The 17,511-nt window shown below is 65.5% G+C and carries 12 protein-coding genes; 8 read left to right on the top strand and 4 right to left on the bottom strand.

Annotated features, from left to right (window positions below; all coding sequences use genetic code 11):
• The first annotated feature begins 4 nt into the window (after positions 1-4).
• From MST27_RS01555 to pelG, 8 genes are all read left to right on the top strand, one after another.
• Positions 5-667 (top strand): TetR/AcrR family transcriptional regulator, encoded by a 663-nt coding sequence (locus MST27_RS01555; RefSeq protein WP_243604247.1) that lies wholly within the window; start codon positions 5-7, stop codon positions 665-667.
• A gap of 153 nt (positions 668-820) precedes the next feature.
• Positions 821-3,676: a bifunctional glycoside hydrolase/polysaccharide deacetylase family protein gene (locus MST27_RS01550; RefSeq protein ID WP_243604246.1), complete on the top strand. Its 2,856-nt coding sequence runs from the start codon at positions 821-823 to the stop codon at positions 3,674-3,676.
• Entirely contained in the window at positions 3,654-7,178 is a 3,525-nt protein-coding gene (locus MST27_RS01545) for a tetratricopeptide repeat protein (protein ID WP_243604245.1), read from the top strand. The genes MST27_RS01550 and MST27_RS01545 overlap by 23 nt, the downstream gene beginning before the upstream one ends.
• 22 nt (positions 7,179-7,200) lie before the next feature.
• Positions 7,201-7,719: a penicillin-binding protein activator LpoB gene (locus tag MST27_RS01540; RefSeq protein ID WP_243604244.1), complete on the top strand. Its 519-nt coding sequence runs from the start codon at positions 7,201-7,203 to the stop codon at positions 7,717-7,719.
• Positions 7,719-9,092 (top strand): PelD GGDEF domain-containing protein, encoded by a 1,374-nt coding sequence (locus tag MST27_RS01535; RefSeq protein WP_243604243.1) that lies wholly within the window; start codon positions 7,719-7,721, stop codon positions 9,090-9,092. Before MST27_RS01540 ends, MST27_RS01535 begins: the two co-directional genes overlap by 1 nt.
• On the top strand, positions 9,070-10,059 hold the full coding sequence (locus MST27_RS01530; protein WP_243604242.1) for a tetratricopeptide repeat protein: 990 nt from the start codon (positions 9,070-9,072) through the stop codon (positions 10,057-10,059). The genes MST27_RS01535 and MST27_RS01530 overlap by 23 nt, the downstream gene beginning before the upstream one ends.
• A 5-nt stretch (positions 10,060-10,064) precedes the next feature.
• Positions 10,065-11,576 (top strand): GT4 family glycosyltransferase PelF, encoded by a 1,512-nt coding sequence (gene pelF / locus MST27_RS01525; RefSeq protein ID WP_243604241.1) that lies wholly within the window; start codon positions 10,065-10,067, stop codon positions 11,574-11,576.
• A gap of 1 nt (position 11,577) precedes the next feature.
• Positions 11,578-12,948: an exopolysaccharide Pel transporter PelG gene (gene pelG / locus MST27_RS01520; protein WP_243604240.1), complete on the top strand. Its 1,371-nt coding sequence runs from the start codon at positions 11,578-11,580 to the stop codon at positions 12,946-12,948.
• Positions 12,949-12,950: 2 nt separating this feature from the next.
• On the opposite strand, the gene MST27_RS01515 is transcribed toward pelG, so the two are convergent.
• The 4 genes from MST27_RS01515 to MST27_RS01500 are packed head-to-tail and all read right to left on the bottom strand — an operon-like array spanning position 12,951 to position 17,494.
• On the bottom strand, positions 12,951-13,958 hold the full coding sequence (locus MST27_RS01515) for a hydrolase (protein ID WP_243604239.1): 1,008 nt from the start codon (positions 13,956-13,958) through the stop codon (positions 12,951-12,953).
• Between the two features lie 47 nt (positions 13,959-14,005).
• Positions 14,006-14,605 (bottom strand): 16S rRNA (guanine(966)-N(2))-methyltransferase RsmD, encoded by a 600-nt coding sequence (gene rsmD / locus MST27_RS01510; RefSeq protein WP_243604238.1) that lies wholly within the window; start codon positions 14,603-14,605, stop codon positions 14,006-14,008.
• Entirely contained in the window at positions 14,605-16,146 is a 1,542-nt protein-coding gene (locus tag MST27_RS01505) for a M16 family metallopeptidase (RefSeq protein ID WP_243604237.1), read from the bottom strand. Before MST27_RS01505 ends, rsmD begins: the two co-directional genes overlap by 1 nt.
• The gene (locus MST27_RS01500; RefSeq protein WP_243604236.1) at positions 16,139-17,494 is read right to left on the bottom strand and encodes a M16 family metallopeptidase; all 1,356 of its coding nucleotides are present in this window, start codon (positions 17,492-17,494) and stop codon (positions 16,139-16,141) included. Before MST27_RS01500 ends, MST27_RS01505 begins: the two co-directional genes overlap by 8 nt.
• Between the last annotated feature and the right edge of the window lie 17 nt (positions 17,495-17,511).

Below are 17,511 nucleotides of genomic sequence, written 5' to 3'. Positions count from 1 at the left end.
CTGCATGCCGCCCAGACCCGATACGCGCGAACGCATCCTGCAAGCCGCCCTGGCACTGTTCAACCAGGCGGGCGTTCCGGCTGTCACGACCAACCACATCGCGGCGCATCTGCAGATCTCGCCGGGCAACCTCTACTACCACTTCCGCAACAGGCGAATGATCGTCGCTGAACTCTTCGATCGCTACGAGGCCGCTGTGGCCGGGTTCCTGCAGCTTCCCAGGGACCGGGGTGTAACCCTGGACGACAAGGCCGGTTACCTCGAGGCGCTGCTTGGTTCGATCTGGCAGTACCGTTTCGTGCAGCGCAATCTCGAGCAGTTGCTGGACGACGACCCGGAGCTGGCCGAACGCTACTGTCGTTTTGTCGAGCGCCACCTGCTTTCGGCGCGTGCCGTCTACCAGGGGTTCGTCGACGCCGGCCTGCTGCAGATGACGCCCAGCCAGGTACAGGACATCGCCCTCAATGCCTGGATCGTCATTACCTCCTGGGTGCGCTTTCTCTACACCAGCGGGATCCGTTCGGACCGGTTGAGCGAAGCATTGCTGCGCCGGGGCGTGTACCAGGTGTTGGTGCTCGAGGAGGGATTCGTCGCTGACGCAGCGCGAGCGGGCTATGCAGAACTGTGCCAGCGCTTCCGCGCTCCTTTGGCGGAACCGTTCGGCTGAGTGGCGTTCAGCCGTTCGTCGAGATTGACGGATAATTGACGGCTGCCCTCGCGAGGGTCAACCTTTCATCGCCAATGATGGCATTTTGCTTGTACCCCTTCGATCGCTATGGATTAATACCGGCGTGCGGCAGGTCGTTTCCCGGTGAGATCCATGTGGGTTGTCAAAGTATTTGTCCGTAGGCTCCTGGCTACGGTCGTTCTCGTTCTCGCTTCTCCGGGGCCACGCCACATCCTGGCGGGTATCGCCGTGCTTCTCGGGTTGTTGCCGCTCGCGCCTGCTGTCCATGCCGACACGAGTCCGGCGGCAGCGCCCGGCAGTGTCGCTTTCTGGTACGCCGCCTCTCCGCCGCTGGCAGAACTGGCGCAGTTCGAGTGGGCGGTTCTTGAACCTGGCCATCTCTCACCCCGAGACGTGGCCTTTCTTCGCGCTCAAGGCAGTTCGCCCTTTGCCTATCTTTCCGTTGGCGAGTACGACGGCGACCTCGCCGCGGGTGGCGACCAGATCGTCCGGAGCGCAAGCGAGGTCCGTAACCAGGCCTGGAACAGTCAGGTCATGCGGTTGAGTGCCCCGGCGTGGCGCGAACATCTGCTGGCTCAGGCCCGAGCCCTCGAGCAGCAGGGCTACGTCGGTCTTTTCCTCGATACGCTGGACAGCTTCTTGCTTTTGCCCGAGGGCAGCCGCGAAGCCGAGCGCGTCGCGCTGCGCGATTTTCTTCGGCAACTGCACCGGGAGCTGCCGGAGCTCAAGCTGATTTTCAATCGCGGGTTCGAAGTGCTTCCCGAATTGCCGGGCGTGGCGAGCGCGGTGGCGGTCGAGTCGATTCACGCCGGCTGGGATGCCGGTCGCAGCCGTTACCGCGCCGTTCCGCAGGCCGACCGGGACTGGCTCGACATCCACCTCGATCCATTGCGTGCCCAGGGCGTGCCGTTGATCGCGATCGACTACCTGCCATCCACGCAGCGCGAGGAGGCGCGCGCGCTGGCCGAGCGTCTGCGGGGTGAGGGATTCATTCCGTTCGTCACCATGCCTGAGCTGAATTATCTCGGGGTCAGCACGCTGGAAGTCCAGCCGCGTCGCGTTGCAGTGGTCTACGACCCGCGGGAAGGTCCGCTTTCGACCAACCGTGGGCATATGTTCCTGGGCGGGCTGATCGAGTACCTCGGCTATCGGGTCGACTACCTGCCGGTCGACCAACTGCCGGAAATCCCGCTGGGGGGTCTCTATGCCGGTGTTGTGACCTGGATGACCAGCGGCCCGCCGGACGATTCGGCCGCTTTCGACGCCTGGCTTGCGGCCCGGCTCGACGAAGGCGTTCCGCTGGCCATCATGGCAGGGCTTCCTGTGGTCGACCGGACGCTACTCGGGCGGCTGGGCCTGCGCCGAGTCAGCAAGCCAGCCAAACCTGGCGTCACCATCCTCACGCAGGATGCCAGCCTGGTGGGTGGTTTCGAAGCGCCGGTTACGGTGCGGGTTCGCGAGCTGGTAGCGCTCGACATGATCGATGGCGAGGCGCAGGCAGGCCTGAGCCTGGTCGATAGCGAGCAGCGCCGTTACACGCCGGTGGCGACCGGGCCGGCCGGCGGCATTGCGCTGACGCCCTACATCATTGAAGAGGGGCCCGACTACCAGCGCTGGATTCTCGACCCGTTCGCCTTCTTGCAGCGTGCCCTTCGGTTGCCGCCGTTGCCCCGTCCGGATGCGACCACCGAAAACGGGCGGCGTATCGCGACGGTGCATATCGACGGCGATGGCTTTCTGTCTCGTGCCGAGGTGGCCGGCTCCCCTTATGCCGGTCGCGAGGTGCTCGAGGCGTTCATCGAACCGCATGAGTTGCTGACGTCGGTATCGGTGATCGAAGGGGAAATCGGGCCCAAAGGCCGCTATCCCCATCTCGCCCGAGAACTGGAGCCAATCGCGCGCGAAATATTCGCCAATCGTAAGGTCGAGGTGGCCAGCCACAGTTTCAGCCATCCGTTTTATTGGCAGCCGGAGCGCGCCCAGCTTCGAGAAGGCTTTACCGCCGAGTACGGCATGACGATGGCCATACCCGGCTATGACAGGCTGGATTTCACACGTGAGGTGGTGGGTTCGACGGCCTACATAAACGAGCGGCTGACCACCGCCGACAAACCCGTGAAGATGATCTTCTGGACCGGCGACGCCCTGCCGGATGCCGCGACTATCAAGCTCGCTTACGACGCCGGCCTGGAGAACGTCAACGGCGGAACGACCATCCTGACCCGCGCCCATCCTTCATTGACCGGGCTGTCGCCGCTGATCCGGCCGACGGCCGGCGGCATCCAGTACTACGCGCCGATCATCAACGAGAACCTCTATACCAATCTCTGGCAGGGACCCTACTACGGTTTCCGGGGCGTGCTCGAGACCTTCGCGTTGACCGATGCGCCCCGCCGTCTGCGCGGCTTGCATCTGTATTACCACTTCTACTCCGCGACCAAGCAGGCGTCGATACGGGTCATGCAGGACATCTACCGATCGATGCAGGCCGAACAGCCGATTTCGCTCTGGATGAGCCAGTACATCCGACGGATGCATGGTTTGCACCAGGCGAGCCTGGCCCGGCTCGCCGATGGCCGCTGGCAGATTCGTGGCCTGGATGGGCTCCGCACCTTGCGCCTGGATCCGGCGCTCGGTTGGCCGGACCTGCGCCGCTCGCAGGGCGTCGCCGGGGTCCGCGAATTGCCGCAGGGTCGCTATGTGCATCTGAGCGATGCGCACGCGGTGCTCGCGCTGCGTCCCGAGCGCGACCCCCGGCCCGCGCTGGAGCAGGCGAACCTGCCGCTGCTGGGCTGGGACTACCTGGATGACGACCGCGTGAAGCTGTCCTTCGCCGGGGAAATGCCGCTGCGGTTTTCCGTTCGCGCCAGCGGGCGCTGCTCGCTGGAGGTTGCGGGCAGGCATCATGCGGGCGTGAAGGTACAGGGCTTGTGGCAGTTCGAGCTGGCAGAGACGCGGGTGAGCGATGCGCAACTCCTCTGCCACTGAGCCCGTTCGGCTTCTCAGCCCCTGGGCCCTGCTGCTCATCGGCGGACTGGTTAGCACCCTGCTGGTCGTCACCTACAACGGCGATGAGGTGTTCATGCCGAGCGAGGGGCAACCTGATGCCGTCTCGATCAGCTACGCCGAGCTGCTGCTGGAAGCCCATCCGGATGACGCCAGCTTGCGGCTCAAGCTCATCGAGCAGCTCATCGCCCTCGGCGACCATGTCCGCGCGCGGTCACACGTCTTCAAGCTGGATGAGGCAGCGTCCGGCGATGTCCGTTTTTTCCTGGCGGAGCTTGCCGTACTCGAGGCTCAGGCGAATGAAAAAGCGGTTTCCGCCCAGACGCTCGCGGCGTTGAGCGCCCAGCTGCGCGGCGTGACGCGTGAAGGGCTTAGCCTCGAGCAACTGGCCCGGCTTGCCCGCCGTGCCTTGGCCGTGAACGACCCGAGCCTGGCCGCCCAGACCTACCTGGACCTGGCCGAGCGAGACGAGGCCAGGCGACAGCAGTGGTTTGGCGAAGCGGTAACGGCCCACCTCGCCGCTGGCGAAACCGGAGCAGCTGCACGCTTGCTGAACGAAATGATCGCCCGTGCTGACGGTGCCGATGACCGGCAGCGCTATGTCAGCGAGGCGTTTTCGGCTTACCTTGCCGCGGACCAGGGCGATCGGGCGGCTACCGTGGTGCATGCCAATCTGGACGTCCTGGACGCAGCCGATGGTGCGCTGCTCGAAGCGGCGGTCAAGGCGGGTATCGGCAGCCAGCGACACGACCTGGCCGCTGACATCCTGGCGCGCTGGCGGCTGCTCGATCCGGAAAACGTGACCGCGCTGCGCAGCGAAATGCAGCTGCGCCTTGCGTCGGGTCAGCTCGAGCAGGCCTGGGCGGTCGGTCAGCAGCTGGCGAACGTCGCACCGCAGCCCCCCGAGACGCTCGAGACCATGGCCAAGCTCGGCGAATGGACAGGGCGGCCCAGCGAGGCCCTGGGGTACTGGCTGAAGTTGCTCCAGCAGCAGGATGGGCCGCAGGTGCGAGAGCACGCCTGGCGTCTGGCGGCCCAGCTGTTCGATTTCGATAACACCATCCGGTTGCTGGCCGGCGCGGGCCAGAGCCGACAACTGTCCGATGCCGAGCTCGACGCCCTGGTCTACAGCCACGGCCAGCGCGGTACGCCGGAGCAGGCCGAACGCTGGCTGCGGCGGTATCTCAGCGCCCATCCGGATCACAGCCTGGCCTGGGAACGCCTCCAGCAGCTGCTGGAACAGACGCAGCAACTCGAGGCGCAGGTCGCGCTCTGGGCCGAGCGCGACCGCCAGTTCGGCGTGAGCCTGGAGCAACGATTGACCTGGGCGCACGTGCATTGGGAATTGTTCGATGTCCAGGCCGCCTGGGTCGTGCTCGACGCAGTCGACCGGCAGCAGGTCAGCGAGCCCGCCTACTGGCTCTTGCGCGCCGAGCTGGCGTGGGAGTTGGAGCGGGATGAGGATGCACTGGAGGGCTATCAGCGGCTCCAGGCGCTTGGGGTTGCCAACGGCGATACTGTCGACGAGCGGCTCATCACCCTTTACGAGCGTCACGCTCCGGCGCGGGCGCTGGACGTCATGATGGCCAGCTGGGAGCGCAAGCGGACCCCGGCGAATCTGACCCGCGCCTTGCAATGGGCGATGCAGCTGGATGACCTGCCACGGTTGCGCCTACTGGTCGAGCAGGGCCTGCAGATGCCTGAAAGCGAACGAGTCGGCGCGCTCTGGAGTGCCCGCGCCAGGCTCGCGGTGCAGGCGGGTGAGCAGGCCGAGGCCGAGCGATTGCTGGTCGAGGCCGTTGCGCGCTTGCCGCACGCCGACGCGGTCAAGGAGCAGTTGCTCTGGCATTACATCGACACGGGCAACAAGGCAGCCCTGACCCCGCTGCTGCAGCGCTGGGAGCCGCTCGCGCACAAGCGCAGCAGCCTGTGGCTGCCCTATGCGAGTGGTTACCTGCTGCTCAATCGCAACGAACTTGCGCTGCAGTGGTTCGACCGCTTCCTGCGACGCAACCCCGAGGATCTGCTGGTGCAGGCCGCTTACGCCGATGCATTGGACAACGCCGGCTATTTCGACCGAGCGCTGCGGTTGCGACGCCATCTGGCCGGGCTCTTCGATGGCCGGCCTGCGACGGCGGAGCCGGATACCTATCGGACCTACCTGCGCCTGCTCAGCGCGGGTGGCGCCGGCATCGAGATGCTGCTGCGCCTGGAGCGGCCCGATGGCCGCCCCATGCTGCAGATCTGGTTCGACCAGTTCAGCGAGCAGCTCGAGCGGCTCAACCAGCCGGCATTGAAGGACGAATGGCTAGGCTGGGCGCGTCGCAATGGCCTGCGCATCGATCGGTATGCCGAGCTGCAACAAGCATTGCGCGCCCACAATGCCAGCGAGTTGGAGCGCCTGCTCGCCAGCGGCGGGCTCGATCCGGCGCAACGTGTCGAAGCCTTGCAACAGCTCGGTGCGTCCCAGCGGGCGCTGAGCGAAAGTCTGGCGGCGCTTTCGCCGGACCAACCGGACGCGTTGCAACAGCAGTTGCGGGGCCAGGCGCTGGCTCTCCAGGCGCGCCACCCGCAAGGCCTGCAGATCGGACTGCGCCGGCAGGATTTCGGCACGCTGGAGCTGCGTGGTCAGACGGTGGAGATCGCCCGCCAGTTCGGGCGCGACTGGCATGCCAGCGCCCACTTCAGCCGGCAGCGGTATTCGGGGCCGGGCCTTTCTGACGCCAGCCCCGGTGTGGAGCGGTCCGCTGAACTCCAGCTGACCCGCGAGCTCGGGCCGGCCTGGTTCGGCGCGGCGCTCGAGATCAGCGACCATGATGAAGGCGATCGCCAGGGCACTGGTGTTTTTGGCGGCCTTCAACTCACCGATACCGATTCGCTTGAATTTCACGCCGACTGGCATCGCCAGGCTGAGGAGAGCGGCCTGGCTCGCGCGCTCGCCCGTCGCGACTCGGTGGGCGTCAGCGCAACGCATGGCCTTACGGCCCGTGACCAGTTCACCTGGTCGCTCGCGCAGCAGCGGTTCAGCACGTTGGACGGCGAAGCGCTTGGCCACGGGCGTCAGCTGAATCTGGAATTCAGTCATGCACTGTTCTTCGAAGGGCCCAGCTGGACACTGCGCGGCGGCCTGACCCATGCCGCCTATCGGCTGGCGGATGGCCCCTTGCATTCAGTCCCGCAAGAGCCGGCCGATTACCTGCAGGAGCGCTTCGGTCAGGTCTATGTCGCCAGCACCTGGCGCCGTGGCTTTCCCGGCGCGTTGAACCGCGAAACCCCCCAATACAGCTGGTTGGTCGACGTGCTGGCCGGTTGGCAGTGGACCGAGCAGCAGGTCGGTTACGCGATCAACGCGGGCGTCGGGACGCGCCTGCTCGGTGACGACGAACTGGCGTTCACCCTGGGGTATCAGTCGGCGCCGCGCAACGGCGACGGCGAGCCAGGGGGCACGCTGAGCCTGACCTACAGCACCCGGTTCGGGCGCTGATTTCTCACAGGGAGACCCATCCATGTCATTCATCCGTTATCTGGCCGTGCTCGCCGTGGCCATGCTGGCGACCGGCTGCAGCACCTTCACCGACCACCATACGGCGACCCTGCCGCGTGAGGCGGCGTGGGGACTGGTGCCGGTCGTCAATTTCTCGCAGGCCCCACAGGCGGGCGAGCGGGTCGAGCAGATCCTGCTCAGCGTGCTGGCCGAGCAGGGCCTGCAGCCGCGGCATTATCCGGCCGCACCTCGGTCGGACCTGCCCATGCTCGACGACCGCAGTCGGCTGGCCGATGCGCTGGCCTGGGCAGCATCGGAGCGGCTCGACTATGTCATCAGCGGCAGTGTCGAGGAGTGGCAGTACAAAAGCGGCCTGGACGGCGAGCCTGCGGTCGGTATCAGCCTGCAGGTGATCGAGCCGGCGACGGGGCGGGTCGTCTGGAGCAAGAGCGGTGCACGTGCCGGCTGGTCACGCGAGAGCCTCGCCGGCACCGGGCAGAAGGTGTTGCGCGAGCTGGCCGGCGCGTTGCGGCTCGAATGATGTCCGCCGGATCGGCACACAAGGACTTCACGCTGGCGCCGCGCGCCGGCGCGGCTGTGTCTTGGCTGGAGACCTGGGCGATCACCGGCCTGGCGATCGGCCTGGGTTACTGGTTGTCCCCCGAAGACCCGCTGATGGTGCAGGCTTCGTTTCCCTGGCCGCTGATGGCGCCCCTGTTGCTCGGCATGCGCTACGGCTTCATGCGGGGCATGGTCAGCGCGGTGCTGCTGATCCTCGCGCTTATCGCCTATCACCGCTACGGCGACGGGCTGTACCCGCAGATGCCGGCGTCCTTCATCGTTGGTGTGCTCGTCAGCGGTATGCTGGTAGGGGAGTTTCGCGACATCTGGGAGCGGCGCCTGGAACGGCTCGACCTGGCCAACGACTATCGCCAGTTGCGGCTCGACGAGTTCACCCGGGCCCATTACATCCTTCGCATCTCTCATGACCGTCTGGAGCAGCGGGTCGCGGGCAACGATCAGAGCCTGCGCAGCTCGCTGCTTGGCTTGCGCAACCAGCTGCGCGACCTGCCTCGTGGCGACGATGCGCTGCGGGCCCTGGCGGAACCGGTGCTGGGTCTGCTGGCCCAGTACGGTGCCTTCCGCGCCGCGGCGCTCTATCGGGTGCGCGACGGCGTTGCGCTGCCCGGCGCGCTGAGTGCCATTGGCGATGTCGCCCCGCTCGACCCCGACGACTTGCTCATGCGCATGTGCCTGCAGCGCAGCGAGCTTGTCAGCATCCGCGAGCAACTGATCGAGCGAGGCGAGCATCGGCAACATTCGCGTTACCAGCTGTGCGTCCCGCTGATCGACACCGAAGGACGCTTTCTGGCAGTGCTTGCCATTGAGCAGATGCCGTTCTTCTCGTTCAACGACCGGGTATTCGGCCTGCTCGCCATCCTGGCCGGGCATATCGCGGACTTGATCCTGAGCGATCCGGAGCTGCTCCATCTGCAGGACATGGACAGCCAGCACTTCAGCCAGAACCTCAAGCGCTCGGCCAGCGATGCGCGGCTTCACGGGCTCGATGCCAGCCTGTTCGCACTGCAGGTGAAGGCGTCGGCCAACAGCGACAGGCTGTTGCGCCTGATCGAGGACAGCCGTCGCGGGTTGGATCTGCAGCTCAGGCTGACCGACCAGGGTGGCGACACCTGCGTGCTGGTGTTACTGCCCTTGACCTCCGCCGAAGGCGCTCAGGGCTATCTGTTACGCCTCAATACGCTGCTGGGCGAGCGGTTTGGCCAGGAACAGACGCTGGACAGCCTGCAGGTGCGGGTGCTGGCGCATGACATCGGCGCGGAATATGGGCAGGAAGCCTTGCGTCATTTCCTCTACAGCGAGTGTGGCTTGAATGATCAGCAAGTGGCTGTTTAGCGGCGCGCTGCTGTTCGAGCTGAGCAGCTGGGCGGCGTTCCACGAGCGTTTGAGCGTTGCGCAGGCGACATCGCTGTATCTAGGGGCGCATGCCGCGAGCAGCGCCTTGCTGGCGGCCGGAATCTGGCTGCTCCTACCGCGTCGCTACAAGCTTCCGCTGCCTTGGAGCCCGCTGTTCATCTTCTGTCTGGCGTTCTTCGTTCCGGTGTTGGGCGCGGTTGGGGTGGCGGCGGCGCTCTTTCCGGCGCTGTACCTGCCCCGGCGCCGGCAGGAGAAGAGCTGGGACTCGATGGGGCTTCCGGAATTGCCTTTCCGACCGCAGGAGCGCGGCAAGGAACTGATGTTCAACGACGGCGGCTTGCAGGACGTGCTGCGTCATGCTCCGGACACGGAGAAGCGGATGGCCGCGCTGTTCGCCACGCGTCGCATGCCGCCCCGCGAAGCCATCCCCATTCTCAAGCTGGCGTTGCGTGATCCGGCCGATGATGTCCGGTTGCTGGCCTATTCGATGCTCGACAAACAGGAAAGCGAGATCAACCTGCGGATCGAGGCGGCTCTGCGACAGCTTGCGGTGGCCGAGGGCGCCCACCGTACGGCATTGCACGACGCCCTGGCGCGCTGGTATTGGGAGCTGGCCTATCTCGGGCTGGCCCAGGGGAGCGTCCTGGACCATGTTCTGGAGCAGGCACGCGAGCATGCGCAGCGCACGCTCGACGTCCCCGGTAATCCTTATGCGCATGTCCTGGCGGGGCGGATCGCCCTGGAGCAGGGACGGCTCGAAACCGCGGCCAACCACTTCTCTCACGCAGAAGCGGCTGGCGTCGGGGCGCCGACCCTGGCTCCCTTCCGTGCAGAAATCGCCTTTCTTCAGGGGCGTTATGCCGAGGTTCGCCAGCAGTTGGCTGCGCTTCCATCCGAAACCCTGCAGCGTCCGCCCTTCGCGGCCCTTGCGAAGTACTGGTTGTGACCCTCATGCGATCCGAAACGCCTATCGCCGATATCTGCCTGCTGCTCGAGGGCACCTGGCCCTATGTGCGGGGTGGTGTGTCCAGCTGGGTGAACCAGCTGATCCTGGGGCTGCCGGACTTTACCTTCTCGGTGGTTTTCATCGGCGGGCAGCGTGAGGCTTACGGGGAACGGCAGTACCGGATCCCGGCCAACGTCGTGCATATCGAAGAACACTTCCTGGAAAGCGCCTGGCGTCCAGTCGAGGCGCTCGGCCGGGCCGGGCACGAAGGCGCGGGAGAGACCTTGCGGCAGATGCATCGCTATCTGCACGACCCGGGCATCCCGGACGAAGGGCTTGGCGAAGGCCTGCTCGACACGCTGGCTTCCGGTCGGTTGTGTCTTGAGGATGTGCTGCGCAGCCGATCGAGCTGGGAGGCGATCACCGAGGGTTACACCCGGCATTGCAGCGACCCCTCGTTCGTCAATTACTTCTGGACACTGCGCACCATGCACGCGCCGCTCGTCATGCTTTCGCAGGTCGCGGCCCGGCTACCCAGGGCGCGGGCCCTGCATTCGATCTCGACCGGATATGCGGGGCTGCTGGGGGCCGTGCTGCAGCGTCGCTGGCAGTGTGCGTACCTGCTCAGCGAACACGGTATCTACACCAAGGAACGCAAGATCGACCTGGCCCAGGCCAGCTGGATATCCGAAGGCCCGGACGAGGCCTTGCGTACCGGCCTGGACACCGAATTCAGCTATATCCGCAACCTGTGGATCCGCTTTTTCGAGCGCATCGGCCTGCTGACCTACCGCGCGGCAGACCCGATCATCTCGCTCTACGCAGGCAACCGGCAGCGCCAGATCGCGGATGGCGCGCACCCCTCGCGTACCCGCGTGATCCCGAACGGCATCGCCATGGCCGCCTGGGCCGATGCCCTCCAGCGCCGCCCAGCGGGGATTGCGCCAGTGGTCGGGCTCGTCGGTCGCGTGGTCCCGATCAAGGACGTGAAGACCTTCATCCGGGCGATGCGGGGCGTGGTCAGTGCCATACCGGAGGCCGAGGGTTGGGTGGTCGGGCCCGAGGAAGAGGACCGCGCCTATGCGGCCGAATGCCGAAGTCTGGTCGCCAGCCTCGGATTGGAAGGCAAGGTGAAGTTCCTCGGGTTCCGGCAGATCCACGAGCTGTTGCCCAACCTCGGCCTCATGGTGCTGACCTCGATCAGCGAGGCCCAGCCCTTGGTGATCCTCGAAGCCTGGGCAGCGGGAACACCTGTGGTCAGCAGCGATGTCGGTTCCTGCCGGGAGCTGATCGAAGGGGCAGCGGACGAGTCGCCACCGCTGGGTTGCGCGGGGGAGGTGGTCGCCATTGCCGACCCCCAGGCGACGGCCAGAGCGATCATCGGCCTGCTCGGCAACCCCGAGCGCTGGCGGGCGGCCCAGGCGGTGGGGCTCGAACGGGTGAATCGCTATTACACCGAGGCCCTGATGCTCGATCGTTATCGCAATCTCTATCGCAACGCCACGGGGAGACTCTGACATGGCCGGTATCGGTTTCGAGCTGCGCAAAATCCTGTCGCGTGATTCCTATACGGCTACGCTCCGCGCCTATGTCTATGCCGGCTTGATCAGTTCGGGCCCGTGGGTGCTGTCGATCATCAGCGTGATGCTGATCGGGGTGATGAGTCTTGGAGTGGTCGTGCCGGAGCTGCTGGTGCGCCAGTTCCTGGTCAGCGTGACCTACCTGATGGCCGCTTCGCTGATCCTTACCGGTGGCGCTCAGCTGTTCTTCACACGGTTCATTTCGGATCGGCTGTTCGAGAAGCGACAGGACTGCATCCTGCCGAATCTGGTGGGCATCCTGCTGATGGTCACGGTTGCTTCGGGCGTGCTGGGATTCGCCTTGCTGAGCCTGGTGTTCAATCAACCGTTCGGATACCGGCTGCTGATGCTGGCCAACTTCGTCGTGCTGTGCAACCTGTGGCTGACCATCATCTTCCTGTCGGGCATGAAAGCCTACAACCGCATCCTGCTGATCATGGTCATCGGCTATTCGCTGATGGTGCTGTGCGCCTATCTGCTGCGGTTCATGAAGCTCGAAGGGCTGCTGCTCGGCCTGCTGATCGGGCATGCGAGCCTGTTCTTCATGTTCCTGTTCGACATCCTCCGCGAATACCCGGCCCGGCGGCTGGTGGCGTTCGATTTCCTCGAACGCCGGCAGGTTTTCCTGAGCCTGCTGGTCACAGGCCTGTGCTACAACCTGGGAATCTGGATCGACAAGATCCTGTTCTGGTTCAACCCCAGCACGTCGAGCCAGGTGATCGGCCCGTTGCGCGCCTCGATGCTCTACGACCTGCCGATCTTTCTGGCCTACCTGGCGATCATCCCAGGCATGGCGGTGTTCCTCGTGCGTATCGAAACGGACTTCGCGGAATGGTACGAGCGCCTCTACTCGGCCATTCGCGGGGGCGAGACGCTGCAGCACATCGGCCAGCTCAAGCAGCAGATGATCCTGGCGGTGCGTCAGGGACTGCTGGAAATCTGCAAAGTCCAGGGCCTGACCGTCGTCCTGCTGTTTCTCGTGGCGCCGGACCTGCTCGCCTGGTTGGGGATTTCCGCGTATTACCTGCCGCTGTTCTACGTCGACCTGATCGGCGTGAGCATTCAGGTCGTGTTCATGGCGCTGCTCAACGTCTTTTTCTACCTGGACAAGCGCCGGATCGTGCTGGAGCTGTGCCTGATCTTCGTGCTGCTCAACGCGCTGCTGACGGTCATCAGCCAGCACATGGGCCCGAGCTTCTTCGGCTATGGCTTTACGCTGTCGGTGCTGGCGTGCGTTCTGCTGGGGCTGGTTCGCCTGTCCAGCAGTCTCGAGGATCTGGAATACGAAACCTTCATGCTGGGCCGCTGAAGCTAGGCGCCCAACCACTGCGGAATACGCCGCTCCAGGTAGTAGCCGGGCTTGAGTGGAGAGCCCTCGACAAAGCCGACATGGCCCCCGTTGGCGTGCAGTTCCAGGGTCGTGGTCGCGGACAGCTCGCCTGGTTCCGGCAGGCTGTGGCGGAACACGAAGGGGTCGTCCTCGGCCTGGATGAGCAGCGTCGGGACGCGGATGTCCGGCAGGAAATAGCGGCTCGACGCGCGGCGGTAATAGTCGTTGGCGTCGACATAGCCGTGCAGCGGCGCGGTGAAGCGACCGTCGAAATCCCAGAAGGTACGCATCCCGCTCAGTGAGCCCAGGCGTTGCAGCGCACCCAGGTGTTCGGTCAGGCCTTCGTGCTGGAAACGCTGCTGCTTGTCCTTCACATAGGCCACCATCGCTTTCATGAAGTGCGCCTGGTAGACCCGCGAAAAGCCGAGCCCGATGCGATCGGCGCACTGGTCCAGGCGATAGGGCACGGACACCGCCACGGCCTTCTGTAACGGCGCCTTGGCGCCCGTTTCGCCCAGGTACTTGAGCAGCACGTTGCCGCCCAGCGAGTAGCCCACCGCATGCAGCGGCGCCAGTGGGCGCGTGGCCTGCAGATGGGCGATCACCTCCGCCAGGTCATCGCTGGCGCCCGAGTGATAGGCGCGCGGCAGCAGGTTCGGCTCGCCCGAGCAGCCACGCCAGTTGGCCGCGACGCTTGCCCAGCCGCGTTCGGCCAGGCGTTGCTGCAGGCCGATGACATAGTGCGAGTTCGACGAGCCGGTCAGCCCGTGCAGGACCAGCACCAGCGGCACTTCGGCCTCGTGTGGCCCGTGCCAGTCCAGATCGAGGAAATCACCGTCGGCGAGCCAGAGCCGCTCGCGGCGTCGCGGCAGGGCAGGCATTCGGCGGAAGAATGGATTCCACAAGGTCTGCAGATGACCACCCGGCAACCAGCGCGACGGCTCGAAGCTAGGCGCGGCCTCGTTGGTTTGGGAATGACTGATGGACACCCGTGGCTCCGCTTCTTTCTCAATGGCGTGTGGGTTCGCTGATGTCGTCACGCCTCGCCGGTGCGTTCCCATAGCGCGTAATGCACCTTGCCGGCCGTCTTCTCTCGATGCAGTCGCCAGTTGCCCGGCAGACCAAGCGTCGAAGGAGCGGCTTCACTTTCGGTATAGATCCAGGCATGCCTGGCCAGCCAGCCTTTGTGCTCCAGCAATTCACAGACGGGCTGGAGCAGCTGCTTGTTGAAGGGAGGGTCGAGAAATACCAGATCGAAGGCGGTCGGCGCCTGGGTGTCGAGATAGCGCAGAGCGTCGCTTTGCAGCAACTGCCCCTGGCCGCACTTGAGGGTGTCGAGGTGCTTGCGCAGGGTGGCGATGGCGTTGGCGTTCACGTCCAGGGCCAGCGCCATGCTGGCACCGCGCGAGAGCGCCTCGAGATAGAGCGCGCCGCTGCCGGTGAAGGCGTCGAGCACGCGCGCGCCGGACAGGTAGGGCGCCAGCCAGTTGAACAGCGTTTCACGAACCCGGTCAGGGGTGGGTCGCAGCCCTTCGGCATCGGGGAAGGCAAAGCGACGGCTGCGCCATTCTCCGCCGATGATGCGCAGTTGCCCCTGGCCACCGTGGGTGGAGGGGCGTACAGGAGGCTTGGCCATCAATGCTCCGGGACGCCGCTGGGTTGTTCGATGGGCGTTTCGCTGGGTGCCGGCAGCGGCTTCTGCTCGACCTCGGGGCCCGCGCTGACGATGACGAACCCGCCGGCGTCGAGGTGCTTGCTCATTGCGGCTTTCACCTCTTCGACCGACAGCGCCTGGACCTGTTGCATGAAGTCTTCGAGGTAGGTCAGCGGCAGGTTGTAAAAGCCGATGCTGCCCAGCTGGCCGACGATATCGCTGTTGCTCGCCGTGGACAGGGGAAAGCTGCCGGCGATCTCGCGCTTGCTGCGTTCGAGCTCGGCTTTGGTCGGACCCTGCTCGACAAAGTCCGCCACCAGTTTCTGAACCAGGGCGAGTGTCGCTTCGGACAGTTCGGCCCGGGTCTGCAGGTTGATCATGAAGGGCCCGACCGTCTGCATCGGGCTGAAACCAGAGTACACACCGTACGTCAGGCCACGTTTTTCGCGTACCTCTTCCATCAGGCGGGTGCCGAAACCGCCACCGCCGAGCACCTGATTGCCCAGGTACAGCGCGGCATAGTCCGGGTCGCCCCGCGCGACGCCGAGCTGGGCCAGCATCAGGTGCGTCTGATTGGAGGGGAAGTCGATGTGCTCGTGTACGGCGGCCGGCTCCTGTGGCGCCGGCGGTGGAGGCAGGGCACCTCCTTGCGGCAGGGCGGCGGAAACCTCGCCGGCGATCGCCTCAGCCTCCTCTCGGCTGAGGTCGCCCACCAGGGCGATCACCACATTGCCGGCGGCGTAAGCCTTGGCATGAAACGCACGCAGCTGGTCGACCGTGATGCCCGGAATGGACTCGGCCGTGCCTTCGCTGGGGTGTGCGTAGGGATGGTTCTGATAGAGCTGCGCGAACAATTCCAGGCTGGCGAGCTTGCCCGGGTTCTGCTTCTGGTACTCGAAGCCGGCCATCACCTGGTTCTTGATGCGTTGCAGCGAGTCCTCCGGGAAGGTCGGCCGCCCGACCACCTCATTGAACAGCTGCAGCGCCGGCTCGCGCTTGTCCGCCGCGCTGAGGCTGCGCAGGCTGGCGATCGCCATGTCGCGGTAGGAGCCGTTGCCGAACTCCGCACCGAGGCTCTCGAACCCCGAGGCGATCGCAGTGACGTCCCGGCCGGCGATGCCTTCGTTGAGCATGGCGTTGGTCAGCATGGCCAGGCCCGGCACGCCATTGTCCTGGCTGCTGCCGGCAGCAAAGGTCAGGCGCAGGTCGAACATGGGCAGCTCGTGGGCTTCGACGAAAAGCACGCGGGCGCCGCCTTCGGTCTGCCAGCTCTGGATGTCGAGCTGACGCCGGGCGAGCGGCTGATCGCCCAGTTCGTCCAGGGACTGGATGCGCTTTTGTTCTGCCTCGGCTTCGCGGGCGATGGCCTGACCGGACTCTGCTGGCGTGGCGACAGTCTGGGTCGCCGGCGTCGGCAGGTTGGCGGCCGTCTCGCTGGCTTGTTCATTGCAGCCGACCAGTGCCAGGCCGGCCCCCAGCGCCAGGGCGAACAGCCCGCGACGCCACAGGTTGCGATCATTCATCGCGGCTCTCCTCCGGCAGAACATGGGCGACGCTCATGCGCGAGCGGGTGAAATAGGTACGGGCTGCTTGCTGGATGTCGTCCGGCGTCACCGCCTCCAGTGCGGCAAGTTCTTCGTCCATCAGGCGCCAGGACAAACCGACCGTCTCCAGTTGCCCGATCGTGGTGGCCTGCTGGGTGATCGAATCGCGCTCGTAGACCAGGCCAGCGATGACCTGCGCGCGGACCCGCTCCAGCTCTTCGGCCGAGGGCGCGCTCTGTTTCAACGCTTCGAGCTGCCGCCAGATACCGGCCTCGACGTCTTCCAGCGTACGGCCCTTCTGCACGTTGGGCGAGGCGCTGACGATGAACAGGCTGTCGCCGCGAGGGTAGGCGTTGTACCAGGCCGATGCACTGGTCACCAGTTCCTCGCCGCGCTCCAGCTGCTCGGGCAGACGCGCGCTGTAGCCACCGTCGAGCAGGGCGCTGATCAGGCGCAGGGCATGGATCTGCCTCGGGTTTTCCTCCGCCGTGGCCAGGCCGGGCACGTTGAAGGCCATGATCAGGCTCGGCAGTTGCGTCTTGACGTGCAGGGTCAGACGGCGCTCGCCGGGCTCGTCCAGCTCGAGCGGACGCTTGGCGGCGGGCAGCGGACGCTGTTCGATGGGGCCGAAATAGCGCTCGGCCAGCGTGCGTACTTCCTCGGGCGTGACATCGCCCACCACCACCAGGGTGGCATTGTTGGGGGTGTACCAGGTCTGGTACCAGGCGCGCAGTTCCTCGACGGTCATGCGCTCCAGGTCCGCCATCCAGCCGATGGTCGGGGTGTGGTAGCCACTGGCCGGGTAGGCCATTGCCTTGAAGCGCTCGTAGGCCAGTGCGCTGGGTTTGTCGTCGGTGCGCAGGCGACGCTCTTCCTTGATGACTTCGATCTCGCGGGCGAATTCGTCCGCAGGCAGCTTCAGGCTGGCCAGGCGATCAGCTTCGAGCTCGAAGGCGACGGCCAGCCGGTCGCGCGCCAGCACCTGGTAATAGGCGGTGTAGTCGTCGCTGGTGAAGGCGTTTTCCTCGGCACCGAGCTCGCGCAGGATGCGCGAGGCTTCGCCGGCATCGAGCTTGCGGCTGCCCTTGAACATCATGTGTTCGAGCGCATGCGAGAGGCCGGTCTGGCCGGGCGATTCATAGCTCGAGCCGACCTTGTACCAGAGCTGCGAGACCACCACCGGGGCGCGGTGGTCCTCGCGCACGATCACCTTGAGGCCGTTGTCGAGAAAGAATTCATGGGTGGGTTGGCCGTCGGCGGCGATGACCAGCGGCAGGTACAGGGCGCCGAATAGCAGCAGGGCGGCGCGGCGTAGCGTCAGGGGCATAGTCGAGGCTCGTTGAA

The organism is Stutzerimonas marianensis, assembly GCF_022810315.1.
In the GTDB taxonomy this organism is placed as follows: Bacteria; Pseudomonadota; Gammaproteobacteria; order Pseudomonadales; family Pseudomonadaceae; genus Stutzerimonas; species Stutzerimonas marianensis.
Note: the sequence above shows the minus strand (reverse complement) of the source record. Positions and strands in the feature narration are given on the sequence as shown.